Source organism: Streptomyces sp. NPDC048185 (genome assembly GCF_043202495.1).
GTDB lineage: Bacteria > Actinomycetota > Actinomycetes > Streptomycetales > Streptomycetaceae > Streptomyces.
Genome location: NZ_JBIDAN010000008.1, coordinates 297,719 through 322,076 on the forward strand (window position 1 = coordinate 297,719; position 24,358 = coordinate 322,076).

Sequence of the window (24,358 nt, forward strand, 5' to 3'; positions counted from 1 at the left end):
CGTGTTCTCACATTCTTTCGGTTGACGGGGAGATCCGACTCTGATGCACACCGACCTCGTGGCAGCGCTGGACATCGGCGGCACCAAGATCGCCGGGGCGCTGGTGGACGGCCACGGCCGGATCCAGGCCCGTGCGCAGCGCGCGACGCCCGCCCGGGAGGACGGCGAGACCGTGATGGGGGCGGTGGACGCGGTCCTGGCGGAGCTCACCGCGTCCCCCCTGTGGGGACGGGCCACGGCCGTCGGCATCGGCAGCGCCGGACCCGTGGACGCCTCCGCGGGCACCGTCAGCCCGGTCAACGTGCCCGGCTGGCGCGACTTCCCCCTCGTCCGGCGGGTCCGCGCCGCCGCCGGTGACCTGCCCGTCGAGCTGATCGGCGACGGGGTGGCGATCACGGCGGCCGAGCACTGGCAGGGCGCGGCCCGGGGGCACGACAACGCGCTGTGCATGGTCGTCTCGACGGGCGTCGGCGGCGGACTGGTCCTGAACGGGGCGCTCCAGCCCGGCCCTACGGGCAACGCCGGTCACATCGGGCACATCAGCGTGGACCTGGACGGCGACCCGTGCCCGTGCGGTTCGCGCGGCTGTGTCGAGCGCCTGGCGAGCGGCCCCAACATCGCGCGGCGCGCACTCGCCGACGGCTGGCGTCCGGGACCGGACGGCGATGCCTCGGCCGCCGCCGTGGCCGCCGCCGCCCGCCTGGGCGACCCGGTCGCCGTGGCCTCCTTCGAGCGGGCGGCACAGGCGCTGGCCGCCGGTATCGCCGCCACCGCCACCCTCGTCGAGATCGACATCGCCGTGATCGGCGGCGGTGTGGGCAAGGCGGGCGAGGTGCTCTTCGGCCCGCTGCGCAAGGCCCTGACCGACTACGCGACGCTGTCCTTCGTGCAGCGCCTCGCGGTCGTGCCCGCGCGGATGGGTACGGACGCGGGACTGGTCGGGGCCGCCGCGGCCGCGCTCACCAGGGCGGCGGGCGTGACCGCGGCGGGGGTCTGAGAGACGTCGGACGGGGTCAGCAGGTCAGCCGGGCCGCCGCCCAGTCGGCGTGGTCGGAGTCGGTGCCGTCGCCGCCGTCGGTGACGACGAGCCGGACCACCTCGGCGCCGGTCACGTCCGCGGTGACCGGCTGGGCCGGCATCGCGTTGGTGAGGACCCCGGTCGAGGCCACCTGGGTTCCGTCCGCCCAGATCTGGAAGGCGACGGTGCCCTTGGCGCCCTTCTCGTCGTCCACGCCGACCTCGGCGGTGACCTTCTCGCAGTCCCTGCCCGTGTAGTACGCGACGCTGCTCGCCGCGTGCACTCCGAGTCCGGCGTCGTAGGCCACGCCGCCGACGGTGATCGGGTTGCCGTCACCCGCGGCGCTCTCCCCGTTGCTGGTGTTGCGCTCCACCGGGCCCCAGCCGTTGGTGGCCGACAGCCACGGCAGGTCGCCGAGCCCGGACGTCCCGGCGGGCGGTGGCACCACCACGGACGCGGTCACCGGCAGGACCGTCCCGACGCGCGCGCCGGACGGTGAGCGGTGACTCACGTCGACGGTGAGGTCGTACGCCCCCGGGGGCGTGCCCGCGGGGGCGGTGAGGGACCAGGCGGTGCGCAGCGACCGGCCCGCGGGGAGGACGGCGGCACCCGCCGGTGAGGTGGCCCGTACCCGCCAGCCCTCCGGGGCGCGCACGGACACGGAGACGCGGTGCGCCGGAGTGCGGCCGAGGTCGGTGACCGTCGTGGTGAGCGGGGCCGGGGTGCCCGACTCCACCAGCGTGCCGCCCTCCAGGCCGAGTTCGACGGCGGGCGGGTGCTGGACCCACCCGCGGTCGGCGCGGACCCGCAGCAGGACCGTGCCGTGCGCGGGCACGGTGGCCGACAGGGTGCCCGCCGTGTGGTAGCTCCGGTGCTGCCACAGGTCGCGCAGGGTGTAGGCGTGGGCCTTCGGCAGTCCCACGGCCTGGGCGTCGGTGGTGATCCGTTGCGGGCTGTCGGACTCGTTGAACAGCGCCACCGCGCGGCTGCCGTCCCGCATCTCCTTCGCGACCACCCAGCGGCCGCCCTCGGAGGAGACCACGGTTCCCTGCTTGCCCAGCGGGTCCTGGTCGACGGCGATGACCTCACGGTTGCCGAGGATCTCGAGGGTCTCGTCGGAGGCGTGGCGCAGGTCGGTGCCGATGAGGAGCGGGGCCGCCATGACGGACCACATCGAGAAGTGGGTGCGGTACTCGATGCCGGTCATGCCGCCGTTGCCGACCTCCAGCATGTCCGGGTCGTTCCAGTTGCCGGGGCCGGCGTAGGGGGCGAGCGGGAGGTTCTTCTTCAGGATCGACAGCATCGAGCCCCAGTTGTCGCTGATGTCGCCGGTGGTCCGCCACAGGTGACCGAGGTCGCCCGCCCACTCCCAGGGCTTGTTCTGCCCCCATTCGCAGATGCTGTAGACGATGGGCCGGCCGGTGGCCTTCAGGGCGTCGCGCATGGTCGTGTACCGCTGCACGGCGTCCAGGCCCTGGTTGTTGCAGTTGTCGTACTTGAGGTAGTCCACGCCCCAGTCGGCGAACTGCTGTGCGTCGCTGTACTCGTGGCCCAGCGCGCCGGGCATGCCGGTGCTGTCGCACGTCCTCGTGCCCGCGCTGGTGTAGATGCCGAGCTTGAGGCCCTTGGCGTGCACGTAGTCGGCGACCGCGTCGATGCCGTTCGGGAAGCGCGACGGGTCCGGCACGAGCTTGCCGTCGGCGCCCCGTTGCGGGAGCGCCCAGCAGTCGTCGAGGTTGACGTACTCGTACCCGGCGTCCTTGAGGCCCTTCTCGACGAAGATGTCCGCGATGCCCTTGACCATCGCCTCGTCGAACTCGGCGCGGCAGTGCGTGGAGTTCCAGTTGTTGAAGCCCATGGGCGGGGTGAGGGCGAGGCCGTCGTCCGGGGCGGGCGCCGGCTGTGCCCGGGCGGCCGGCTCCCCGGCGGCCGCGGGCGCGGCGACTCCCGCCGCGCACAGCAGCCCGGCGACGAGCGCCCCGGCCAGGGGCCTGCGGGTCGGGCGGGGGGAAAGGTGACGTCTCATTACGTTCCTCCGAATCCGCGGCAGGTGGAACGACGGGCGAACGCGGCACCGGCCCGGGGCGACACGCCCCCAAGGCATGTGCACGTCATCGTTGCGCGTTTACGTTAGGACGTGTCGAGCTTTGTTGGAAGAGGGTGGGTGATGGTGATTCGACGCGGTTCTTGGGCCGTACGGGCACCGGCCGTGACCCCTGACCGGTCACGCAGTTGAAGCAGGCATGAAGAAGCGCAGCATGCTCGCCATCGCCTCCCTGGCCACCGGTTTCGTCGTCGCGGCCGTCAGCCCGTCCCACGCCGCCCCGAGCGACCTCCCCCTCCAGCACGTCGAATTGGACGACACGCTCGGCACCGTCGAACACGTCGTCGCCGCCGAAGGCCTGCCCCTGGACCAGGGCGGTCCGGTGCGGAGCGCCTGACGCGCCGTACGCCGACCGCGCGGCGGCGGGGGCCCCCCGCCCGGGGGGCCCCGCGCCCCGGGGGGTCGCCCCCCACAGGGGCGGGGTTTCGGGGGCGGGGGGGGCGGGGCACCCCCCCGGGGGCCAGAACAAAGGGGGGCCGGGGGACCGCGGGGGCCCCCCGGCGGCCGGGCCCGGGCCCCGGGGGGGGCGGGGGGGGGGCCCCCGCCGCCCCCCCCCCCCCCCGCGGGGGGGGGGGCCCCCCGGGCGGGGGGCCCCCGGCGCCGCTGTCGTACGCCCTCAACTGGGCCTGGTTTCCGTGGCAGGGTGGAGCGGGCAAGCCACAGGGGGCCAAGACAAGAGGGGGACCTGTGACCGTCGTCTGGATCAACGGCGCGTTCGGTGCGGGGAAGACCACCACCGCACGGGAACTGATCGAACTGATCCCGAACAGCACGCTCTTCGACCCCGAGGTCATCGGCGCGGCACTCGCGCACCTGCTGCCGCCCAAACGCCTGGCCGAGGCGGGCGACTTCCAGGACCTGCCGATCTGGCGGCGCCTCGTGATCGACACGGCGGCCGCGATGCTGGCCGAACTCGGCGGGACCCTCGTGGTCCCCATGACCCTGTTGCGCCAGGAGTACCGCGACGAGATCTTCGGCGGTCTCGCCGCCCGCCGGATAGCGGTCCGGCACGTGCTGCTGGCACCGGCGGAAACGATCCTGCGGGAGCGGGCGGCCGCCCGCGAGGCGTCCGAGGCGGCCGACGGGGGCCTGGGTGTACGACAGTGGCCGTCCGACCGCGTCGAGCCGTACCGGGCCGCCCTCACCTCCTGGCTGACGGCCGACGCCCACCCGGTCGACACGAGCGCCCTCACCCCGTACGAGGCCGCCGCCCGCATCGCCGAGGCCGTCGGTACCGGTGAGGTGCCCGCCTGCGACATCGTGCAGACCCCCGAGCCGACCGCCGAGACACTGGCCGCCGGCGTCCTCCTCTTCGACGAACAGGACCGCGTGCTGCTCGTCGACCCCACCTACAAGCCCGGCTGGGAGTTCCCCGGCGGCGTCGTCGAACCCGGCGAGGCGCCCGCCCGCGCCGGGATGCGCGAGGTCGCCGAGGAGACCGGCATCCGCCTCGACGAGGTGCCCGCACTGCTGGTCGTCGACTGGGAGACACCCGTGCCACCGGGCTACGGCGGCCTGCGCCTGCTCTTCGACGGCGGCCGGCTCGACGCCGCGGAGGCGGACCGGGTGCTGCTGCCCGGACCCGAACTGCGCGACTGGCGCTTCGTCAGCGAGGAGGAGGCCGCCGCCCTGCTGCCCCCGGTCCGCTACGAACGCCTGCGCTGGGCCCTGCGGGCCCGGGAACGCGGGGCGGCGCTGTACCTGGAGGCGGGCACGCCCGTCGGCTGACACCGGCCGGCCGCACCGTACGCCCGCCTGTGCCCGGGACGGCCCACGTCTCCCGACGAGCGCCGTCCGCCGTGGCGTCGAGCGCGGAACCGGACGAGCGTGAACGGCCGGGGCTCAGCCTGCCGCGTAGTTCCGCAGGAACAGCGCCTCCGCCACCGACAGCCGCTCCAGCTCCTCGGGGGACACGCTCTCGTTCACGGCGTGGATCTGCGCCTCCGGCTCGCTCAGGCCGATCAGCAGGATCTCCGCCTCCGGGTAGAGCGCCGAGAGGGTGTTGCACAGCGGGATGGAGCCGCCCTGGCCGGCGTACTGCATCTCCTCGCCCGGGTACGCCACCGCCATCGCGTCCGCCATCGCCTGGTACGCCGGGCTGGTGGTGTCGGCGCGGAACGGCTGGCCCTGGCCGATCTGCTCGACCTCGACCCGCGCGCCCCACGGCGTACGCGTCTCCAGGTGGGCCCGCAGCAGCTTGGTGGCCTCGGCGGCGTCGACGCCCGGCGGCACCCGCAGGCTCACCAGCGCCCGGGCGCTCGCCTGCACCGACGGCGTCGCGCCGACCACCGGCGGGCAGTCGATGCCGAGCACCGTCACGGCGGGGCGCGCCCAGATGCGGTCGGCGACGGAGCCGGAGCCGATCAGCTCCACGCCGTCGAGCACCTTCGCGTCCCGGCGGAACTGCTCCTCGTCGTACGCCAGACCCTCCCACTCGCTGTCCGGCGTCAGACCGTCGACGGTCGTCGAACCGTCCTCGGCGCGCAGCGAGTCCAGGACGCGGATCAGCGCGCCCAGCGCGTCGGGGGCCGCGCCGCCAAACTGGCCGGAGTGCAGGTTGCCCTCGAGCGTGTCGACCTTCACGCGGAGCAGCGTCATGCCGCGCAGCGTCGAGGTGACCGTCGGCAGCCCCACCCGGAAGTTGCCGGCGTCGCCGATGACGACGGCGTCCGCCGCCAGCAGCTCCGGGTGCGCCTCGGCGTACCGCTCCAGACCGCCCGTGCCCTGCTCCTCGGAGCCCTCGGCGATCACCTTGACGTGCACCGGCACGCCGCCGTTCGCCTTCAGCGCGCGCAGTGCGAGCAGGTGCATCAGCACGCCGCCCTTGCAGTCGGCGGCACCGCGCCCGTACCAGCGTCCGTCGCGCTCGGTCAGCTCGAACGGCGGAGTGTCCCAGCCGGCCTCGTCCAGCGGCGGCTGCACGTCGTAGTGGGCGTAGAGCAGCACGGTCCTGGCGCCCTCGGGACCGGGCAGGAAGCCGTACACCGACTGGGTGCCGTCCGGCGTGTCGAGCAGGGACACGTCCTCGAAGCCCTCGGCGCGCAGCGCGGACGCTATCCAGCCGGCGGCGCCCTCGCTCTCGCTGCGCGGGAACTGGTCGAAGTCCGCCACCGACTTGAAGGCCACCAGCGCGGTGAGCTCCTCCTTCGCCCTGGGCATCAGCGAGGACACCGTCTCGGCGACCGGATTCGACGACATGGGCACGCTCCTTGCGGGTACGACGTTGTACCGACGAGTACGCGAGCGGGCGCTGCTGGTGAGTGCCCGCGCGCGCACCGCTGGGTACGGGTGATCGTGCGGGTGAGGACACCTCCCGGTGTGCGGGTGGTGTCCGCCGCCGATCCTCCCACAGTGGCCTGCGGCGATGCCCGCCGTAGGATGCGGGGGTCAGGTGCGGCATGCGGTTTGATCGGAGCAGTAGACCATCGTGAGCAGCGAGAACTCTTCGGCGGACGACACGCGTCAGGTCTGGGACGTCGTCGTGGTGGGCGCGGGACCGGCGGGGGCCTCGGCCGCCTATGCGGCGGCGGTCGCGGGGCGGCGCGTGCTGTTGCTGGAGAAGGCGGAGCTGCCCCGCTACAAGACGTGCGGCGGCGGCATCATCGGCCCCTCGCGCGACACCCTGCCCCCCGGTTTCGACCTGCCCTTCCGGGACCGCGTGCACGCGGTGACGTTCTCCCACAACGGCCGCTTCACGCGCACCCGGCGTTCCAAGCAGATGCTGTTCGGTCTGATCAACCGGCCGGAGTTCGACCAGCAACTGGTCGAGCACGCCCAGAAGGCGGGCGCCGAGCTGCGCACCGGGGTGACGGTGACGCGGGTCGAGCAGCACGGGTCGGCGGTGCCCGACCGGCGCACGGTCGCCGTCGTCCTCCAGGACGGCGAGACGGTGCTGGCGCGGGCCGTCGTCGGCGCGGACGGCAGCGCGAGCCGGATAGGCGCGCACGTCGGCGTGAAGCTCGACCAGGTCGACCTCGGCCTGGAGATGGAGATCCCGGTGCCCGAGACGGTCGCCGACGACTGGAAGGGCCGGGTCCTCATCGACTGGGGGCCGCTGCCGGGCAGTTACGGCTGGGTCTTCCCCAAGGGCGACACACTCACCGTCGGGGTGATCTCGGCGCGCGGTGAGGGCGCGGCGACCAAGCGGTACCTGGAGGACTTCGTCGGCAGGCTCGGTCTCGCCGGCTTCGAACCGAGCATCTCCTCCGGGCACCTGACCCGCTGCCGTGCCGACGACTCGCCGCTGTCCCGGGGGCGGGTGCTGGTGTGCGGGGACGCGGCGGGGCTCCTGGAGCCGTGGACGCGCGAGGGCATCTCGTTCGCGCTGCGCTCGGGGCGGCTCGCGGGGGAGTGGGCGGTGCGGATCGCGGAGGCGCACGACGCCGTGGACGCGCGCAAGCAGGCCCTGAACTACGCGTTCGCCGTCAAGGCCGGGCTGGGCGTCGAGATGAGCGTGGGCAAGCGGATGCTGGCCATCTTCGAGCGCCGTCCGGGGCTCTTCCACGCGGCGCTGACCGGGTTCCGCCCCGCCTGGAAGGCGTTCCGGGACATCACGCAGGGCTCGACGTCGCTGGGCGAGCTGGTCCGCAACCACCCGCTGGCGCAGCGGGCCCTGTCGGCGGTGGACCGGCGGCGCGCGGAACCCGCGCCCGACGAGGCCGGAGCCTGACCCTCCGGGTGGCCGCCGGCCCGGTGAGCCGGTCGCACCCGCGCGGGATGCGGGCGCCGTGGGAGCGCGGACCGGCCGGGACAGGCCCGCCTCGGGAACGACCCCGGGCCGTGACCCCGCTCGCGGCGGGCCGGAGCCTGACCCTCTGGTTGGCTGCAGGCCCGGTGAGCCGGTCGCCCGCGCGGGATGCGGGCGCCGTAGGAGCGCGGACCGGCCGGGACATGCCCGCCTCGGGAAGCGGCCCCGGGCCGTGACCCCGGCTCGCGGCGCCCACGGCCGCGGGCCTCCGGGCCGACGCGCGGTGGGTCGGTCCCGAGCATTGCCGACGACGGTCGTGGGCGGCGGAGCGGGCTCCGTGCCGGCGGAGGCGTGGTCCTGGCCACGCCGGGCCGACGGCCGTGGGCGGGCCTCCGGGCCGACGAGAGGGGCCGGTCCCGGACGTCGCCGACGGCCGTCGCCGGCCCGGGTGTGAAGCCGCGCCTGCCGAGAGGCGGGCCCCCCGCCCCGCATCACCGCATCACCGCACCGGCCACCGGGTCCGCCGAGCCGTGAGCCGCGCCGACGGTCGTCGTACTTCCGCGGGAGTACGCGGGATCACCACGCGCGGGTGACGCCGCCCGAGGCGTGCGGCGTCTAGCGTGGCGGGCATGGACGGACAGGACGGGCACGGGGCCGGGTCACCGCCGTGGTGGCGTCCCGGGTCCCCGTGGCGCAGCCGGCGGGGCGACGAGGAGCGGCGCCCCGGCCTGCCCTGGCTCTCCACGGCGCTGGTCACGGCGTTCGTGCTGGCCGGCTCGAACTTCGCCGCCAACGCGCAGGAGGGCGAACGCACCCCGCTCGACCCCTTCGGCCGTGCCCTGCTGCTCGTGACCGGCCTCGCCCTGCTGGCCCGGCAGCGCTACCCCGTGGCGGTCGTCTCCGGCACGGCCGCCACCACCCTGGTCTACCTGGGCGCCGGATACCCCTACGGGCCGGTGTTCCTGGCCGTGGCCGTGGCCTGCTTCGGTGCCGTCGTCGCCGGGCACCGCCGAGCCGCCTGGGCGGCGATGGCCGCACTGTGGGCCGGGCACGCCCTGCTGGCCCACTGGCTCTACCGGTGGCTGCCGCCGTCCGGGGACCGGGCCGCGTCCTGGGGACAGGAGCTGGTGATCGCCGCCTGGGTGGTGGCGATCGTCGCCCTGTCGGAGCTGGCCAGGACCCGGCGCGAGCAGTGGGCGCGGGAGCGGGCCGAACGGGCCCAGGCCGCCAAACGGCGCGCGGACCAGGAACGGCTGCGGATCGCCCGTGAACTGCACGACGTCCTCGCCCACAGCATCTCCGTCATCAACGTGCAGGCGGGCGTCGGTCTCGCCCTGCTGGACAGCGACCCCGAGCAGGCCCGCACCGCGCTCACCACCATCAAGGACCAGAGCAAGGAGGCGCTCGGCGAGGTCCGCCAGGTCCTCGACACCCTCCGTGCCCCCGGAGACGCGCCGCGCACACCGGCCCCCGGCCTGGACCGGCTGCCGGAGCTGGTGGACCAGGCCGCCGGCGCCGGCCTCACCGTCGAGGTCGAGGGGGAGCCGCCGCGCCTGCCCCCCGGCACCGACCTGGCCGCGTTCCGCATCGTCCAGGAGGCCCTCACCAACGTCGTGCGGCACTCCGGTTCGCGCCGCGCCCGCGTCCGCCTCGACCGGGACGGCGGCGCGCTGCTCCTGCGCGTCGACGACGACGGACCGGCGACCGGCGCCGACGCCGGCGGCAGCGGCAACGGACTGGCCGGAATGCGGGAGCGGGCGGCGGCGCTCGGTGGCACCATCGAGGCGGGCCCGCGCCCCGACGGCGGCTTCCGGGTGCTCGCGTCCCTGCCGCTCACCGCGCGGCGCGCCGAGGAGGAGGACCGGTGATCCGCGTACTGCTCGCCGACGACCAGTCACTGGTCCGGGCAGGCTTCCGGGCCCTGCTCGACGCGCAGCCGGACATCGAGGTGGCCGGTGAGGCCGCCGACGGAGAGGAGGCGGTGCGCGCGATCCGCGAACTGCGCCCCGACGTCGTCCTGATGGACATCCGCATGCCCGCCCTCGACGGCCTGGCCGCCACCCGCCGGGTGACCGGGGACGAGCAGCTCAGGGACGTGAAGGTGGTCATGCTCACCACCTTCGAGCTCGACGAGTACGTCTTCGAGGCCATCCGCTCGGGCGCCTCCGGGTTCCTGGTCAAGGACACCGAGCCGGAGGAACTCCTGCGCGCCGTACGGGCGGTGGTCGCCGGGGACGCGCTGCTGTCACCGGGGGTGACCCGCCGCCTGATCGCCGAGTTCGCGGCGCGCTCGAAAGAACCCGCCGCCGCCGACGCGCTGGCCCACCTCACCGAGCGGGAACGGGAGGTGATGGCCCTGGTCGGCATCGGCCTGTCCAACGAGGAGATCGCCCGGCGCCTGGTCGTCAGCCCCCTCACCGCCAAGACGCACGTCAGCCGCACCATGGTGAAGCTGGGCGCCCGCGACCGAGCCCAACTCGTCGTCCTCGCCTACGAGTCGGGGCTGGTGCGGCCGGGCTGGCTGGGCTGACCGCCGCGCCCGAACCGGACCAGCACGGTCACCACCCGGGCGGCGAACACCACGACGGCCAGTACCGTGCCCGTGCCGACCAGGGCGTCCCGCACACCGGCCGGCAGCCCGAAGGCGTAGGCCGGGCCCACCAGGGCCCCGAACAGCACCGCCGCGGCGAACGCCGCACTGCACAGCGCGTATCCGATCTCCACGGTCATCGCGTCCCGCTCGCCCTGTGTGCGGCGTCCCCCGTCAGTGGTCATACCGGCAGTCTGCGTTCCGGAGTCCGGCACGGCAAGCGCGGCGCGAGCCCGGCGGGGCGGCCGAGCGGCGCGCCGGGACCCGGGCGGTCGCGCGGCGGCCCGGTGCCGCTCAGTTCCAGGTGACGCCCGACCTCTCGCGCCACAGCGCGGCCAGGGACCGGTCGCCGGTCACCTCCGGGAACGGCCGGCGGTTCCACAGCGCCGCGTACAACTGCGCGGCCGGGCCGGTCAGTTCGCAGTCGGCGGTGTCGTCGTCGGTGCGCCGCGCGACGGGCGGCTCCTCCGACAGCCGCACGGTCCACACGGCGTCCGGGGCGTCCGTCGCCCGCACTCGCAGCGTGCGGGGTCCCGCGGTGCGGACGGCGCTCTTGGGGCGGGCGTGGAACGCACACAGCAACTCGTCGATGCCGTCCAGGGCGAAGTCCGTGCCGACGCCGGACGGGACGCCGTCGGCCGGGGCGCCGTCCAGGGCCGACTCGGCGTCGAGCCGGTGCACGGACGTCTCGTGCGCCTGCCGCCGGGCCCAGAACGCCAGCGGTGAGGGCGCGGGCAGGAAGTGCCAGCAGCGCAGGTCGGACGGGGCGGTGGTGAGGGTGGCGACGAGCTCCCGGTGCCCCTCGCGGAACCAGGCGAGGAGCAGGTCGCCGTCCAGGTCGGGCAGGCCGCCGTCGGGGTGGGGGGACGTGTGGCCCTCGGCGACGATCGTGGTTGCCCAGCGGTGCACCATCCCGGTGTGCCGCAGCAGGTCCCGCACCTGCCAGCCGGGACAGGTCGGCACGGCGGCGCCGGTCCCCGCCTTCTCCGCGGCGGCGGCCAGCAGCCCGCCCTCCCGGTCCAGTGTCTCGACGAACGTGACGGTCTCCATGGCGCAGAGTGTGCACGATGGAGTGCGCTCCAGGGGAGGCGCCGCCGCCCGGCCGGCGGCCCTCCACCGGGCCAGTCAGGGCGAGGGCGTCGCGTGCCGGGTCACGACGGTGATGAGCACCGCCACGGCCGCCAGCACCGCGACGCTGGTGAGCGCGGCTGGCAGCGAGAACCAGTCGGCCATGAAGCCGATCGCGGGCGGCCCGAGCAGCATGCCGCCGTAGCCGAGCGTGGACGCGGCCGCCACGCCGCCGGGTCCGCCCAGCGCGCCGGCCCGCTCCACCGCGACGGGGAAGAGGTTGGCGAGCCCGAGGCCGGTGATCGCGAAGCCGAACAGTGCCGCCCACACGGCGGGCGCGAGCGAGCCGAGCAGCATGCCGGCCACGGCCACGGTGCCGCCGGCCACCACCGTCGGCGTCCGCCCGAGGCGCTCCAGCAGCGTGGTGCCGGTGAGCCGGCCCAGCGTCATGGCGAGCGCGAAGCAGGAGTACCCGGCCGCCGCCAGGCCCGGCGAGGCGTCGAGGTCCTGCTCCAGGTGCAGGGCGCCCCAGTCGGCCATGGCGCCCTCGCCGTACGCCGTGCACAGCGCGATCAGGCCGAAGGTGAGGACCAGGCGGCGCGTACGGCCCTGGAGCCGGCGCGGGGCGCCGTCGTCCGGGCGGCGGTCCGGCGGCACGGCGGGTTCGCAGCGCAGCAGGGCGCGGCCCGCGACCAGCGTGACCAGCAGGCCGGTCACGGTGAGGCCGAGCAGATGCCGGGCGGGCGACAGCGCGCCGGCGACGAGCCCGCCGAGCCCGGCGCCGAGCATGCCGCCGAGGCTGAACGCGGCGTGGAAGCTCGGCATGATCGGGCGCCGCAGCACGGCCACCAGATCGACGGCGGCGCTGTTGAAGGCGACGTTGATCCCGCCGTACGCGCTGCCGAACACCAGCAGGACGGCGCCGAGGGCGAGCGCGGAGTGGGTCAGCGGGGGCAGTGCGATGCTGAGGCAGAGCAGAACCGCGCAGGCGACGGTGACGGGATGGCTGCCGTAGCGGCGGCACAGCCGTCCGGTGAGCGTCATGGTGACCACGGCGCCCGCCGACACGCCGAGCAGGGCCAGCCCGAGCGCACTGGCGGAGGCGCCGGTCTGCTCCTTGATGGCGGGGATCCGCACGACCCAGCCCGCGAAGACGAAGCCGTCGAGGGCGAAGAAGGCGGTCAGGGCGATGCGGAGGCGGGTGAGGTCCTTGTCGGGGCCCGGCACGGCACTGTGCGATCGGGCTTTGTTTATTTGCGGCACAAAACAGCAGGCTAGGCGCGGGCCCGGGGGAGCGGCAAGGCCGTGTCCTCGTCCACGGCCCGGCCGGACCCCGCTCCGTCCCTGGTGGGGACCGGGATCCCCGTCGCATACGCTCGACGCACGATGATGAACAACCTGACCCCCCTGGAGCCGAAGGCCGACAAGGCCACGGTGAGACGGCACAACCTCAGCCTGGTCCTGAGGGCCGTCCACGACGCGGGGGAGGCGACCCGGGCCGGGATCGCCACGCACGTCGGGCTGACCCGCGCCGCGGTGTCGTCCCTGGTGGAGCAGTTGCTGGAGTACGGCTTCGTCACCGAGTGGGGCAAGACCAGCAGCGGCCAGGTGGGCAGGCCCGGCACCGTCCTGAAGGTGTCCCGGTCGGGTCCGGCGGGCCTGGGCGTCGAGATCAACATCGACTACGTGACCGTCTGCGTGGTCGACCTCGCCGGCACCGACCGCGTACGCCTCGTGGAGCACTACGACAACCGCGGGGTCCAGCCCTCGGAGGTGCTGGCGCGCGCGGCCCGGCTGGCGGCCCGCGCCATCGGCTCGGCGGCCGAGCAGGACCTCGCCCCGGCCGGCGTCCACGTCGCACTGCCCGGTCTGGTGACCGGCGGCACGGTCCGCCAGGCACCCAACCTCGGCTGGCAGCGCGTCGCCGTCGAGGGACTGTTCGCGCAGGCGCTCCTCGCCCTGCGCCCCGCCCACCGCCCGCTGCCCGTCAGCTCCGACAACGAGGCCAACGCCGCCGCGCTCGCCGAGCTGTGGTTCGGGGCGGGCACCGAGGGGGTGCGCAGCTTCCTCTACCTGACGGGCGAGATCGGCATCGGCGGCGCGCTGGTCCTGAGGGGCGAGCTGCTGCGGGGCGCGCACGGGTTCGCCGGGGAGATCGGGCACATGGTGGTCGACCCGGACGGGCCGCTGTGCCGGTGCGGGGCCCGCGGCTGCCTGGAGCAGTACGCCGGCCAGGCCGCCCTGCTGCAGGCCGCGGGCATCGACGCGGGCATGGGCGTGCAGGGCGTCGCCGAACTCGAACGCCGGGCCCGCCGGGGCGAGCCGTCCGCGCTGTCGGCCATCGAACGGGCGGGACGGCAGCTGGGCGTCGTGGTGTCGGGCGCGGTGAACCTCTTCGATCCCGACGCGGTGATGCTCGGCGGTGTCTACCGCGAGTTGATGGGCTGGCTGGCGCCCGCCGTCGACCGCGAGCTGGCGCTGCGGGTGGTGTCCGGGCTGTGGACCGAGGACGGCAAGCGGCTGCGGGCCGCGTCCTCCCTCGGCGACGCGGCCCGGGGCGCGGCCGGCGTGATCGTCCGCGAGGTGCTGGCGGACCCGGTCGGGCACGCGGAGCGCGGCGAGGACTGACGGGGAACGGGGCCGCCCGACTGCTCGGCGGCCCCGTTCCCCGTGGCACCTCAGCCGCGGTGCGCGGCGATCAGGTCCCGGTACCAGCGGTAGCTGTCCTTCGGCGTGCGCCGCTGCGTGTCGTAGTCGACCCGCACGATGCCGAAGCGCCTGTCGTAGCCGAAGGCCCACTCGAAGTTGTCCAGCAGCGACCACACGTAGTAGCCCCGCACGTCCACCCCCGCGTCCATCGCGGCCCGCAGCGCCGTCAAGTGATCGCGCAGGTAGGCGACCCGGTCGGCGTCGTGCACCGCGCCGTCGGCGGCGACCGTGTCGTCCTCCGCGGAGCCGTTCTCCGTGATGTGGACCGGCGGCAGCGCGTCGCCGTACTGCTTCTTCAGCCGGACCAGCAGGTCGGTGAAGCTGCCGGGGACGACCGGCCAGCCCATCGCCGTGTGCCGCACACCGGGCAGCCGCACCTCCTCGTAGCGGTTGTCCGTCGCCACCCTGAGCGCCGGGTCGGCCTCACGGTGCGGGGCGTCGGCGACCACGATCGGCCGGTAGTAGTTGATGCCCAGGAAGTCCAGCGGCTGGGAGATCAGCTCCAGGTCACCGTCCCGCCGGAAGTCCGCGCCGGCGATCAGCTCGCCGAAGGTCTCCTCCTCCGTCGCCGGGTACCGGCCGGCCAGGATCGGCTCGGTCCACACCAGGTTGTGCTGGGTGTCCGCGCGGACCACGGCCGCCAGGTCGGCGGGGGAGTCGGTGGCCGGCAGGTTGCGGTCGAGGTTGAGCGTGATGCCGGCCTCGCGCACCCCGGCCGCCCGCAGGGCCCGCACCGCCAGGCCGTGGCCGACCAGCAGGTGGTGCACGGCGGCCAGGGCGCCGCGGCCCTCCTTGGCGCCGGGGGCGTGCCGGCCGATGGAGTAGCCGAGGAAGGCGCTGCACCACGGTTCGTTCAGCGTGATCCAGCGCGGCACCCGGTCGCCCAGGTGCTCGGCGACCACGGCCGTGTACTCGGCGAACCGCTCCGCCGTCTCGCGCACCCGCCAGCCGCCGCGGTCCTCCAGGGCCTGCGGCAGGTCCCAGTGGTAGAGGGTGGCGGCCGGCTCGATGCCGGCCTCGAGCAGCTCGTCGACGAGACGGGAGTAGAAGTCCAGCCCCTTGGTGTTCACCGCGCCCGAGCCCTCGGGCACGATGCGCGGCCAGGCGATCGAGAAGCGGTACGAGTCCACGCCCAGGTCGCGCAGCAGCGCCACGTCCTCCGGGTAGCGGTGGTAGTGGTCGCAGGCCACGTCACCGGTGTCGCCGTTCGCCGTCAGGCCGGGGGTGTGGCTGTAGGTGTCCCAGATCGACGGACCGCGGCCGTCCTCCCGGGCCGCGCCCTCGATCTGGTACGAGGCGGTCGCGGCGCCGAAGACGAAGCCGGGCGGGAAGCCGGGAAGGTCACTCATGGCGGGAAGCCCATCTCCTGGTGCGGTGGTCACTTGACGGAACCGCCGGTGATGCCGGCGGCGATGTACTTCTGGGCGAGGACGAGCAGGATCGCCGCCGGGACGGCGGACAGCACGGACGCGGCCATCACCGAGCCCCAGTCGCCGACGTGCGCGCCGATGTACTGGTAGATGCCGAGCGTGACCGGCTTGACCTCGTCGGTGGTGTTCAGGGTGAGCGCGAACATGAAGTCGCTCCACGAGAACAGGAACGCGAACAGGCCCGAGGTGATCAGCGAGTTGCGGCTCATCGGCAGCACCACCCGCAGGAACGTCCGCACCGGTCCGGCGCCGTCCATCTGCGCGGCCTCGATCACCTCGCCCGGGATCGACACCATGAAGGACCGCATCAGGACGATGGAGAAGGGGATGCCGAGCGAGGCGTCCGCCAGCATCAGGCCGAAGTAGGAGTTGACCAGGCCCAGGTCGACGTAGGAGTTGTAGAGCGCGTTGGCGATGACGATGCCCGGCACCATCTGGGTGATCAGCGTGCCGAACACGATGGTGCGCGAGCCGCGCAGCCCGAACCGCGCGAGCCCGTAGGCCGCGGGCGCCGAGATCGCCAGGCAGATGACGACCGCGCCGAGCGAGACGGCCAGCGAGGTCAGCAGGTGGCCGCCCTGGTCACTGATCGCCTTCGAGAAGCCGGACAGGTCCAGGCTGCCCGGCACCGGGTCGACCTGGAGCAGCCCCGAGTCGGGCTGGAGCGCGGTGTTGAGCATCCAGTACAGCGGGAACAGCATCACGCACAGGATCAGCACACCGGCGACGGTGGAGCCCCAGCGGCGCCGGGACCCGGTGGGAGTCTGGTCGGCCATCGTCGGTCACTTCCCTTCGGAGCGGTTGGCCCGCAGGTAGAACACCGCGAACACGGCGGAGATCAGGATCAGCACGTTGCCGACGACGGCGCCCGCGCCGAAGTCGAGCTGGACGAAGGAGTTCTGGTAGGTGAGCGTGCCCAGGGTCTGGGTCGAGTCGGCGGGCCCGCCGTCGGTCAGGGCGAGGATCAGGTCCAGGATCTTGACCGTCGACATGAAGCCGAGGACGAGCACGACCGTGATGACCGGCCTGAGCATCGGCAGGGTCACCGAGCGGAAGGTGCGCCACGCGGAGGCACCGTCCAGGGACGCCGCCTCGTGCAGCTCCTTCGGGATCTCCTGGAGACCGCCGTACAGGATGACCATGTTGAACGGGATGCCGATCCAGATGTTGACCAGGACGACGGACAGCAGCGCCATGTGCGGACTGGTCAGCCAGGGGGTGTGGCCGCCGATGCCGAGCGTGTCCAGGAACGAGTTGAGCACGCCCGTGTCCTGGTCGAGGATGCGCCGCCAGACGATGCCGGACACCACCATCGGCACCAGCCAGGGCAGCAGGATGAGCGAGCGCAGCACACCGTTGAGCGGGAAGCGCCGGCTGAAGAACACCGCCAGCGCCAGGCCGATGCAGAACTGGCCGAGCAGCGAACCCGCGGTGAACACGAGCGTGTGCCACAGCGCCTTGCCGAACAGGGCGTCGTGGAAGACGGTGGACCAGTTGTCGGCGCCGTTGAAGGGCGCCTCACCGGTGAAGAAGGTCTTCGGCGTGTAGTGCTGGAAGCTCATCACGACGTTGCGGACGAGCGGGTAGCCGAAGAACAGCAGCATGAAGACGACGGCGGGGGCGACGAACCCCCACTGGGAGAGCCTGCGCCGGCGCAGGCTCCTCGCCGGGTCCGGCGTGGTGGATCCGGACGCCCCGGCGGGTGCCTGTGCGGTCACGGTGGACGTGGTCATGGTTGCGCTCCCTCAGTTCCCGCTCGTGGCCCGCTGCTGGGCGCGCTTCAGGGCGGCCTCGCTGGACTGGCCGGTCAGGGCGGACTGGAAGGCGCTCTGCAGGGCGAGCGACACGCCCGACCAGCCGGCGCCGAGCTTGGCGGTCCGGGACCGGGCGGTGGCGACCTGGTCGGCGAGGGCGTCCAGCTCGGGCACCCGCTCGCGCCACACGGCCGCGGCCTCGGCGTTCGCCGGGACCATCCAGCTGTTGAGCGCGTAGGTCAGCTGCTCCTTCTCGCCGGACAGACAGGCGACGATCCTACCGGCGGTCTTCTCCCGCGCCTCGTCGCCCGTCCTCGGCACGGTGAGCACCGCGCCGCCCAGCGGGCCCACCGAGTCGTCACCGGCCTTCGGCACCGGAATCCGTGCGATGCCCCAGTGCAGCGACGTGTCGGTGTTGAGGGTCTCCACCTGCCACGGACCGTTGATCATCATCGCCGCGTTGCCGGCCATGAACTGGTCGTTGACATCCGCCTGCGTCCAGTTGACCGTCGACTTCGACAGCGAACCGTCCTTCAGCAGGCTCTTCCAGTAGTCGAGCGCCCCGGCGACCTGCGGGCTGTCCAGCTTCGTCTCGTCACCGCCGTTGGACCACATGAACGGAGTGAACTGGAAGACGCCGTCCTCGGCGCCGCCCGCGCTGAGCGCCAGGCCGTACTGCTTGCCCCGCGTGAGCGTCCTGGCGGCCTCACGCAGCTCGGCCCAGGTGGTGGGGACCCGCACACCCGCCTTGTCGAGCACGTCCTTGTTGTAGAAGAGGGCGAGCGTGTTCACGGACCGGGCCGCGCCGTAGTAGGTCCCCTCGTACGAGCCGAAGTCGACGATGCCCTCGGGGATGTCGTCGGTGCTCAGCCCGAGTGTCCGCAGGTCGACGAGGCCGCCGGCGTCGGCGAACGTGGGCATCTCGGAGGCGTCGAACTGGACGATGTCCGGCAGCGACTTGGACGACGCCATGCGCAGCGCCTTCGTCATCACCTGCGCCGCGGGGACGCTCTGCTGCTCGATGGTGACGCCCAGCCGCTCGCCGCACCGGGCCATCGCCTCCGCGTCCCAGCGGTGGTACGACTCGTCGGTCGAGGAGTTCATCACGGTGTACACGTCGGCGTCGCGCTGCTGCCCGCAGCCGGTCAGTGCCGTTCCGGCGACCAGGACGGAGACGGCGGCGAGCGGGACGACGGCTTTGCGTGAGCGTTCGCGCCCGCGGTGCGCGGCGTTGAAGCGCTTCGACATCATGCGGCCCTTGCTGTCGTACGATCCGGCTTCCTCGCCGGACTGTTTTGTTTGATGTGATGACTAATACGTCAGGGGCGGGTCGCAGCGCTAGGGGCAAGTGGCCCCCATCTCCTCCTTCCGCCGCGTGAGGATCCCGTTCTTTTCGGTGATCGTGCCTGCTCAGTGCGTCTGTGGAGGGAAGAGACCCTGGGCTGTCGCATTTGTTTTGTGTACGATCAAAATGCTGTGGGACGGCCTCCGCGCACCCACTCGACCGCTCCCGCCCCACCCAAGGAAGATCATGAAGTTCACCGACGGCTTCTGGCTCATCCGCGAGGGCGTGCACCTGTCGTACGCCACCGAGGTACGCGCTGTACGCACCGAATCGAAGCGCTTCACTGCCCATGCCGCCGTGAAGAAGGTGACGCGGCGGGGCGACACGCTCAACGCCCCGCTCCTCACGGTCGAGTGCTTCTCTCCCGCCGAGGGCGTCATCGGCGTCCGGGTCACCCACCACGCCGGGAAGCGCCGGCCGGGCCCCGACTTCGCCCTCACGGGCACGCCCGACGGCGCCGGCACCGTGCGCAGCGACGGCACGGTCACCGAGCTGACCAGCGGGCCGCTGACCCTGCGCCTCGACAGCGAGGGGCCCTGGGGCCTGTCCTTCCACGACGCCGACGGACGCGAACTGACCCGCGCGAACGCCAAGAGCACCGCCTTCGCCACCACCGGCGACGGCGCGCACCACATGCTGAGCCGGCTTGCCCTCGGCGTCGGCGAGCAGATCTACGGCCTGGGCGAGCGCTTCACGCCCTTCGTGAAGAACGGCCAGGTCGTCGACGTCTGGCAGGCCGACGGCGGCACCAGCAGCGAGCAGGCCTACAAGAACATCCCGTTCTACCTCTCCTCACGCGGCTACGGCGTCTTCGTCAACCACCCCGGTGCCGTCTCCTTCGAGGTCGGTTCGGAGTCCGTCGGGCAGGTGCAGTTCAGCGTCGAGGACCAGACGCTGGAGTACTACGTCGTCGCCGGCCCCACCCCCAAGGACGTCCTCACCCGCTACACCGCCCTCACCGGCCGCCCGGCCCTTCCGCCCGCCTGGTCCTTCGGCCTGTGGCTCACCACGTCGTTCACCACCTCCTACGACGAGCGCACGGTCACCTCGTTCGTCGACGGCATGGCCGAGCGCGGCATCCCGCTGACCGTGTTCCACTTCGACTGCTTCTGGATGCGCGAGTACCAGTGGTGCGACTTCCAGTGGGACCCCGACGTCTTCCCCGACCCGGAGGGCATGCTCGCCCGGCTCAAGGACAGGGGTCTGAAGGTCAGCGTCTGGATCAACCCCTACATCGCCCAGAAGTCCCCGCTCTTCGACGAGGCCGCCGAGCTCGGGCACCTGGTGCGCCGGCCCGACGGCGACATCTGGCAGTGGGACCTGTGGCAGGCCGGGATGGGGCTGGTCGACTTCACCAGCCCGGCCGCCCGCGACTGGTTCGCCGGCAAGCTCAAGCCGCTGCTCGACCAGGGCGTGGACTGCTTCAAGACCGACTTCGGCGAACGCGTCCCCACCGACGTCGTCTGGCACGACGGATCCGACCCGGAGCGGATGCACAACTACTACACCCACCTGTTCAACCGGACCGTCTTCGAACTCCTCGAGAAGGAGCGCGGACAGGGCGAGGCGGTCCTCTTCGCCCGCTCCGCGACCGCGGGCGGCCAGCAGTACCCCGTCCACTGGGGCGGCGACTGCTGGTCCTCCTTCGAGGCGATGGCCGAGTCGCTCAGGGGCGGCCTGTCCCTGTCCCTGAGCGGCTTCGGCTTCTGGAGCCACGACATCGGCGGCTTCGAGGGCACGCCCGACCCGGCGGTCTTCAAGCGCTGGCTGGCCTTCGGCCTGCTCTCCTCGCACAGCCGCCTGCACGGCTCCTCGTCCTACCGGGTGCCGTGGGAGTTCGGCGACGAGGCCGTCGACGTGGCCCGCCGCTTCACCCTGCTCAAGCACCGCCTGATGCCCTACCTGTACGGCGCCGCCGCCGAGGCCCACCGCACCGGCGTGCCGGTGATGCGGCCCATGGTCCTGGAGTTCCCGCACGATCCCGGGTGCCGTCCGCTGGACCGCCAGTACATGCTCGGCCCCGACCTCCTGGTCGCCCCGGTCTTCACCGAGGACGGCGAGGTCGAGGTCTACCTCCCCGAGGGCACGTGGACCCACCTGCTGTCCGGCGAGCGGGTCACCGGCCCGGCGTGGCGCACCGAGCGGCACGGCTACGACAGCCTCCCGCTGTACGTCCGTGAGGGTGCCGTCCTGCCGCTGGCCTCCGACGACCGGCGCCCCGACGGCGACTGGCTGGACGCCCCGGTGCTCCTGGTGCACCCCACCGCCGAGCCCGGCTACACCGCCGAGGTCACCGTGCCCGACCTGCTCGGCGCGCCGGCGGCGACCTTCCGCGTCCGGCGTGACGGCGATGTCCTGCGTGTCACCGCGACCGGCACCGACCGTCCGTTCACCGTGCGCGTCGCGGGCGGGGCGAGCGCGCAGGGCAGCGATGAGGTGAGCGTGCCCCTGGGGTGAGCGGCCGTCAGCGGGGCAGGCCGTCCAGGGCCGTCAGCAGCCGGTCCACGTCGTCCGTGCTGCTGTACGGCGCGAGCCCGACCCGGACGCCGCCCTCCTCGCCCAGGCCCAGGTGACGGGAGGCCTCCACCGCGTAGAAGGAGCCGGCGGGGGCGTCGATCCCCCGCTCGGCCAGCAGGCGGTAGACCTCGGCCGGGCGCAGCCCCGCCACGGTGAACAGCAGGGTCGGCGTGCGCCGTGCGGCCCGCGAGTACACCGTGACCCCGTCGAGCTCGGCCAGCCCGCGTTCGATGCGGTCGCGCAGGGCGTCCTCGTGGGCCTCCAGCGCGGCGAAGGACGCGGTCAGCCGTTCCCGCCGGGTGCCGTGGGCCCCCGGCGACAGGTCCGCGAGGAAGTCCACCGCGGCGGTGGCGCCGGCCAGCAGCTCGTAGGGCAGCGTGCCCAGCTCGAACCGTTCCGGGACGGTGTCGCTGGAGGGCAGCAGCTTGTCCGGCCGCAGGGTCCGGAGGAACTCGGGCCGGGCCGCCAGCACGCCGAGGTGCGGGCCGAGGAACTTGTACGGGGAGCACACCAGCGTGTCCGCGCCGAGTGCGGTCAGGTCGACGGCGGCGTGCGAGGCGTAGTGCACCGCGTCGACGTGGAGCAGCGCCCCCACGCCGTGCACCAGGCGGGCCACGGCCGGCAGGTCGGGCATGGTGCCGATGAGGTTGGACGCCGCCGTGACCGCGACCAGCCGGGTGCGCGGGGTGAGCACCGCCTCGATGTGCTCGGGGAGCAGCTCCCCGGTGGCCGGGTCGAAGTCGGCCCACCGCACGGTCGCGCCGGCCGCCTCGGCCGCCTGCGTCCAGGGCCGGATGTTGGAGTCGTGATCGAGGCGGGTGACGACCACCTCGTCACCCGGTGCCCATGTCCTGGCCAGCGTCCGGGACAGGTCGTACGCGAGCTGCGTGGCGCTGCGGCCGAAGACGACGCCCCGCGGATCGGTGTCGAGCAGGTCGCCCAGTGCGGCGCGGGCCCCGGTGACGATGCGGTCCGCGTTGCGCTCGCCCTCGGTGGTCCGGCCCCGGTTGGCCAGCGGAGCGGCCAGGGCCCCGGCGACGGCGTCGATGACGGGCCGCGGGGTCTGGGTGCCGCCGGGCGCGTCGAAGCGGGCCGTGCCGGACTCGAGGGCGGGTATCTGCGCGCGGATCGCGTCGATGTCGAGGGCCATGTGCACTCCAACCGGTGGCGGGGGACTCCCGCATCATGATCGCAGCGGGGCGGCGACCGGAACAGACCGCGGGGGCGGGGCCGGGCGGCCGGGTCAGGGCTCGGCGTCCGCCGGAGGCTTCTCGCGCCCGCCGGGGTGGCGGTGCCGCCAGGTCCAGAACACCGCGCAGGACAGCAGCGCCCACCCGCCCAGCACCAGGTACGGGAACACGTGCTGGCGCCCCTGGAAGTACACCGCCGTGTGCTGGGCGTTGACCGATCCGCCCGGCGGCAGCCAGCGGCCGATCTCGCCCAGCGGGGACGGCAGCAGCGGCCAGGACACCGCACCGCCGGACGAGGGGTTGCCGAGCAGCACCATGAGCCCCCAGGTCGGCAGCATCGCCCAGCGCCCGAACAGGGTGTTGAACATGGTGAACACCATGCCGCTGGTGAACAGGGTGAGCGCGAGGATCATCCACGACTGCGCGAACGGCAGGTGGAGAGCGCCGAGCAGCCAGTCCACGGTCGCGGCGATGGCGAACCCGCCGAGCAGCGCGTAGGCGGTCGTGAAGAGGATGCGTTCGAGCGGGGTCAGGGACCGCGCGTGCACGCTGAGCTGGATCGCCCCGACGAAGCCGATGATCACGGCGGCCAGGGAGATGTAGAAGATGGCCAGTCCGCGCGGGTCGCCCTCCTGGAGCGGATTGATGTCCCGGACGGTGACCACGACCCCGGTCTTCTTCCCCACCGCCGGAGCCGTCTGCTGGAGGACCTCGGCGACCGAGGCGCCCGACGCGCTGGACAGGTCGAGCACGGCGGTCCGCCCGTCGTCGTGCAGCTCGAAGATCGCGAAGACCTCCTGCTCCTCGACGGCCTCGCGCGCCTCGGCGGTGCTGTCGTAGGGGTGCACCCTCACGGAGGCGTTCAGCGCCTCCTCCAGGCCGTCCAGGAAGGCCTTGCCGCGCCCCTGTTCGTACGCGCCGACCACGGCCGTGGGCAGCGAGTGCGGCGTCGGGTCCGCCATGGAGTAGGTGTACGAGCCCGCGAAGAGTCCGGCCGCCGCCGCCAGGATGAGCACCAGCACGGTGGCCGGCCAGAACGGCGACTGCCGGAACGCGGACCACCTCTGGCCGGGCGTCGGATGCCGGGCGTCGGCGCCGTGGGAATCGGGGGACATGTGGGCCATAACAGGACACTTTCACGGCAGGGGTGAAAGGGCATCAAGGGCGCTTCGTCCGGGCGCGGGGAGCGTGCGGCGACCACGGGCGAAGGCGCCGGCCCCGGACGGCGGTCGCACGGGGCCGGGATGTCGCGTCCGGTCAGACGTGCACGAGCGGTGTGTCGACCAGGTGCTCCGCCACGAACCAGGCCTGCAGTTCGTTGGTCCGCACGACCTCGGAGACCAGGAGGTCGTTCGTGCCGTCGTCCCCGAGCTCCTGGGTGCGGGCCGCGGCGTCGTGGCAGTCGGTGAGGATCAGCTCGTGGGCCTCCAGGAGCCGCGAGAGCATCGCCGGCACCTCCTCCACGCCGTCCGGCGGACGCGGCACCGTGGTGATCTCCGCGACGTGGCGGGGGTCGCCGACCGCAACGCCGCCGAGCGTCTGGACGCGTTCCGCGACGGTGTCGATCAGCTCCAGCTGCTCCCCGGCGTGCTTGTCCAGCAGCAGGTGCAGTTGGTAGAACGTCGCCCCGCGCATGAGCCAGTGGTACTTCTTGTACAGGTCGTGCAGGATGCGGGTGTCCGCCAGGACCTTGTTGAGCCGCTGGCACGAGTAGAGGCGGGTCTCCATGGACAGCGCCACGGGGAACTGCTTGACGGTGCCGAACTCCTGGATGGTCCGGCCCCTCTGGTGCAGCCAGGGCTGGCTGCCGTCGGATCTGGGCTCCGGTGCCGACGGCTTCGGGGTGCTCACGCCTGAACTCCTTCCGGAGGGAAGCTGAAGGGTCCGTACCGGCGCGGTGCGACCGGCTCGCCCCTGCGACAGTCGACCAGCCGCGTGCCGGTCCC

20 protein-coding genes are annotated in these 24,358 nt (G+C 73.4%); 8 read left to right on the forward strand and 12 right to left on the reverse strand.

The window, feature by feature from the left end; all coding sequences use genetic code 11:
• Window positions 1–43 precede the first annotated feature (43 nt).
• Window positions 44–997 carry an ROK family protein gene (locus ACGF3H_RS24545; protein WP_362487311.1) on the forward strand — a complete coding sequence of 318 codons (954 nt, stop codon included), beginning with the start codon at window positions 44–46 and terminating at the stop codon, window positions 995–997.
• 16 nt (window positions 998–1,013) lie between these two features.
• Here the strand turns inward: ACGF3H_RS24545 and ACGF3H_RS24550 are convergent, their stop codons facing one another.
• Complete coding sequence (locus ACGF3H_RS24550) at window positions 1,014–3,044, reverse strand: NPCBM/NEW2 domain-containing protein (protein ID WP_362487309.1); 2,031 nt, start codon at window positions 3,042–3,044, stop codon at window positions 1,014–1,016.
• Between the two features lie 217 nt (window positions 3,045–3,261).
• Here ACGF3H_RS24550 and ACGF3H_RS24555 point away from each other — a divergent pair, with 217 nt between their 5' ends.
• Window positions 3,262–3,459, forward strand: a complete 198-nt coding sequence (locus ACGF3H_RS24555) for a hypothetical protein (protein ID WP_362487306.1) — start codon at window positions 3,262–3,264, stop codon at window positions 3,457–3,459.
• 350 nt (window positions 3,460–3,809) lie between these two features.
• Complete coding sequence (locus tag ACGF3H_RS24560) at window positions 3,810–4,850, forward strand: NUDIX hydrolase (RefSeq protein WP_362487304.1); 1,041 nt, start codon at window positions 3,810–3,812, stop codon at window positions 4,848–4,850.
• Window positions 4,851–4,964: 114 nt separating this feature from the next.
• On the opposite strand, the gene ACGF3H_RS24565 is transcribed toward ACGF3H_RS24560, so the two are convergent.
• Window positions 4,965–6,320: a dipeptidase gene (locus ACGF3H_RS24565; RefSeq protein WP_362487302.1), complete on the reverse strand. Its 1,356-nt coding sequence runs from the start codon at window positions 6,318–6,320 to the stop codon at window positions 4,965–4,967.
• 229 nt (window positions 6,321–6,549) lie between these two features.
• Here ACGF3H_RS24565 and ACGF3H_RS24570 point away from each other — a divergent pair, with 229 nt between their 5' ends.
• From ACGF3H_RS24570 to ACGF3H_RS24580, 3 genes are all read left to right on the forward strand, one after another.
• Entirely contained in the window at window positions 6,550–7,791 is a 1,242-nt protein-coding gene (locus tag ACGF3H_RS24570; protein WP_362487300.1) for a geranylgeranyl reductase family protein, read from the forward strand.
• Window positions 7,792–8,438: 647 nt separating this feature from the next.
• Complete coding sequence (locus ACGF3H_RS24575; protein WP_362487298.1) at window positions 8,439–9,677, forward strand: sensor histidine kinase; 1,239 nt, start codon at window positions 8,439–8,441, stop codon at window positions 9,675–9,677.
• The gene (locus tag ACGF3H_RS24580; protein ID WP_362487296.1) at window positions 9,674–10,339 is read left to right on the forward strand and encodes a response regulator transcription factor; all 666 of its coding nucleotides are present in this window, start codon (window positions 9,674–9,676) and stop codon (window positions 10,337–10,339) included. Before ACGF3H_RS24575 ends, ACGF3H_RS24580 begins: the two co-directional genes overlap by 4 nt.
• Here ACGF3H_RS24580 and ACGF3H_RS24585 read toward each other — a convergent pair.
• The 3 genes from ACGF3H_RS24585 to ACGF3H_RS24595 all read right to left on the reverse strand — a co-directional run bounded on the left by ACGF3H_RS24585 (window position 10,300) and on the right by ACGF3H_RS24595 (window position 12,694).
• A complete protein-coding gene (locus ACGF3H_RS24585; RefSeq protein WP_362487294.1) occupies window positions 10,300–10,584 on the reverse strand; it encodes a DUF6332 family protein in 285 nt (94 codons plus the stop codon). The genes ACGF3H_RS24580 and ACGF3H_RS24585 overlap by 40 nt on opposite strands.
• Before the next feature lie 109 nt (window positions 10,585–10,693).
• Window positions 10,694–11,449, reverse strand: a complete 756-nt coding sequence (locus tag ACGF3H_RS24590; protein WP_362487292.1) for a maleylpyruvate isomerase family mycothiol-dependent enzyme — start codon at window positions 11,447–11,449, stop codon at window positions 10,694–10,696.
• Window positions 11,450–11,524: 75 nt separating this feature from the next.
• The gene (locus tag ACGF3H_RS24595) at window positions 11,525–12,694 is read right to left on the reverse strand and encodes an MFS transporter (RefSeq protein WP_362487290.1); all 1,170 of its coding nucleotides are present in this window, start codon (window positions 12,692–12,694) and stop codon (window positions 11,525–11,527) included.
• 159 nt (window positions 12,695–12,853) lie between these two features.
• Here ACGF3H_RS24595 and ACGF3H_RS24600 point away from each other — a divergent pair, with 159 nt between their 5' ends.
• Window positions 12,854–14,095: an ROK family protein gene (locus tag ACGF3H_RS24600; protein WP_362487287.1), complete on the forward strand. Its 1,242-nt coding sequence runs from the start codon at window positions 12,854–12,856 to the stop codon at window positions 14,093–14,095.
• A gap of 50 nt (window positions 14,096–14,145) precedes the next feature.
• Here ACGF3H_RS24600 and ACGF3H_RS24605 read toward each other — a convergent pair whose 3' ends face one another.
• The 4 genes from ACGF3H_RS24605 to ACGF3H_RS24620 are packed head-to-tail and all read right to left on the reverse strand — an operon-like array spanning window position 14,146 to window position 18,608.
• Window positions 14,146–15,525, reverse strand: coding sequence for a GH1 family beta-glucosidase (locus ACGF3H_RS24605; protein ID WP_362487284.1), 1,380 nt, complete (start codon window positions 15,523–15,525; stop codon window positions 14,146–14,148).
• A gap of 29 nt (window positions 15,526–15,554) precedes the next feature.
• On the reverse strand, window positions 15,555–16,382 hold the full coding sequence (locus ACGF3H_RS24610; RefSeq protein WP_362487282.1) for a carbohydrate ABC transporter permease: 828 nt from the start codon (window positions 16,380–16,382) through the stop codon (window positions 15,555–15,557).
• A gap of 6 nt (window positions 16,383–16,388) precedes the next feature.
• Window positions 16,389–17,339, reverse strand: coding sequence for a sugar ABC transporter permease (locus ACGF3H_RS24615; RefSeq protein WP_362487280.1), 951 nt, complete (start codon window positions 17,337–17,339; stop codon window positions 16,389–16,391).
• Between the two features lie 12 nt (window positions 17,340–17,351).
• A complete protein-coding gene (locus ACGF3H_RS24620; RefSeq protein ID WP_362487857.1) occupies window positions 17,352–18,608 on the reverse strand; it encodes a sugar ABC transporter substrate-binding protein in 1,257 nt (418 codons plus the stop codon).
• A 283-nt stretch (window positions 18,609–18,891) separates the two neighbouring features.
• On the opposite strand from ACGF3H_RS24620, the gene yicI reads away from it, so the two are divergent.
• Entirely contained in the window at window positions 18,892–21,162 is a 2,271-nt protein-coding gene (yicI, locus tag ACGF3H_RS24625; RefSeq protein WP_362487278.1) for an alpha-xylosidase, read from the forward strand.
• A 7-nt stretch (window positions 21,163–21,169) separates the two neighbouring features.
• On the opposite strand, the gene ACGF3H_RS24630 is transcribed toward yicI, so the two are convergent.
• From ACGF3H_RS24630 to ACGF3H_RS24640, 3 genes are all read right to left on the reverse strand, one after another.
• The gene (locus ACGF3H_RS24630) at window positions 21,170–22,372 is read right to left on the reverse strand and encodes a cysteine desulfurase-like protein (RefSeq protein ID WP_362487276.1); all 1,203 of its coding nucleotides are present in this window, start codon (window positions 22,370–22,372) and stop codon (window positions 21,170–21,172) included.
• Window positions 22,373–22,465: 93 nt separating this feature from the next.
• Window positions 22,466–23,536 carry an ABC transporter permease gene (locus ACGF3H_RS24635; protein ID WP_362487274.1) on the reverse strand — a complete coding sequence of 357 codons (1,071 nt, stop codon included), beginning with the start codon at window positions 23,534–23,536 and terminating at the stop codon, window positions 22,466–22,468.
• A 133-nt stretch (window positions 23,537–23,669) separates the two neighbouring features.
• The gene (locus tag ACGF3H_RS24640; RefSeq protein ID WP_362487272.1) at window positions 23,670–24,263 is read right to left on the reverse strand and encodes a DNA starvation/stationary phase protection protein; all 594 of its coding nucleotides are present in this window, start codon (window positions 24,261–24,263) and stop codon (window positions 23,670–23,672) included.
• Window positions 24,264–24,358: the final 95 nt, after the last annotated feature.

What these genes read in the sequence shown, in the direction of transcription:
- ACGF3H_RS24545 (WP_362487311.1), top strand. Translation starts at nt 44, where the DNA reads ATGCACACCGACCTCGTGGCAGCGCTGGACATCGGCGGCACCAAGATC.
- ACGF3H_RS24550 (WP_362487309.1), bottom strand. Translation starts at nt 3,044, where the DNA reads ATGAGACGTCACCTTTCCCCCCGCCCGACCCGCAGGCCCCTGGCCGGG.
- ACGF3H_RS24555 (WP_362487306.1), top strand. Translation starts at nt 3,262, where the DNA reads ATGAAGAAGCGCAGCATGCTCGCCATCGCCTCCCTGGCCACCGGTTTC.
- ACGF3H_RS24565 (WP_362487302.1), bottom strand. Translation starts at nt 6,320, where the DNA reads ATGTCGTCGAATCCGGTCGCCGAGACGGTGTCCTCGCTGATGCCCAGG.
- ACGF3H_RS24575 (WP_362487298.1), top strand. Translation starts at nt 8,439, where the DNA reads ATGGACGGACAGGACGGGCACGGGGCCGGGTCACCGCCGTGGTGGCGT.
- ACGF3H_RS24585 (WP_362487294.1), bottom strand. Translation starts at nt 10,584, where the DNA reads ATGACCACTGACGGGGGACGCCGCACACAGGGCGAGCGGGACGCGATG.
- ACGF3H_RS24590 (WP_362487292.1), bottom strand. Translation starts at nt 11,449, where the DNA reads ATGGAGACCGTCACGTTCGTCGAGACACTGGACCGGGAGGGCGGGCTG.
- ACGF3H_RS24600 (WP_362487287.1), top strand. Translation starts at nt 12,854, where the DNA reads ATGATGAACAACCTGACCCCCCTGGAGCCGAAGGCCGACAAGGCCACG.
- ACGF3H_RS24605 (WP_362487284.1), bottom strand. Translation starts at nt 15,525, where the DNA reads ATGAGTGACCTTCCCGGCTTCCCGCCCGGCTTCGTCTTCGGCGCCGCG.
- ACGF3H_RS24610 (WP_362487282.1), bottom strand. Translation starts at nt 16,382, where the DNA reads ATGGCCGACCAGACTCCCACCGGGTCCCGGCGCCGCTGGGGCTCCACC.
- ACGF3H_RS24615 (WP_362487280.1), bottom strand. Translation starts at nt 17,339, where the DNA reads ATGACCACGTCCACCGTGACCGCACAGGCACCCGCCGGGGCGTCCGGA.
- ACGF3H_RS24620 (WP_362487857.1), bottom strand. Translation starts at nt 18,608, where the DNA reads ATGTCGAAGCGCTTCAACGCCGCGCACCGCGGGCGCGAACGCTCACGC.
- yicI (WP_362487278.1), top strand. Translation starts at nt 18,892, where the DNA reads ATGAAGTTCACCGACGGCTTCTGGCTCATCCGCGAGGGCGTGCACCTG.
- ACGF3H_RS24630 (WP_362487276.1), bottom strand. Translation starts at nt 22,372, where the DNA reads ATGGCCCTCGACATCGACGCGATCCGCGCGCAGATACCCGCCCTCGAG.
- ACGF3H_RS24635 (WP_362487274.1), bottom strand. Translation starts at nt 23,536, where the DNA reads ATGGCCCACATGTCCCCCGATTCCCACGGCGCCGACGCCCGGCATCCG.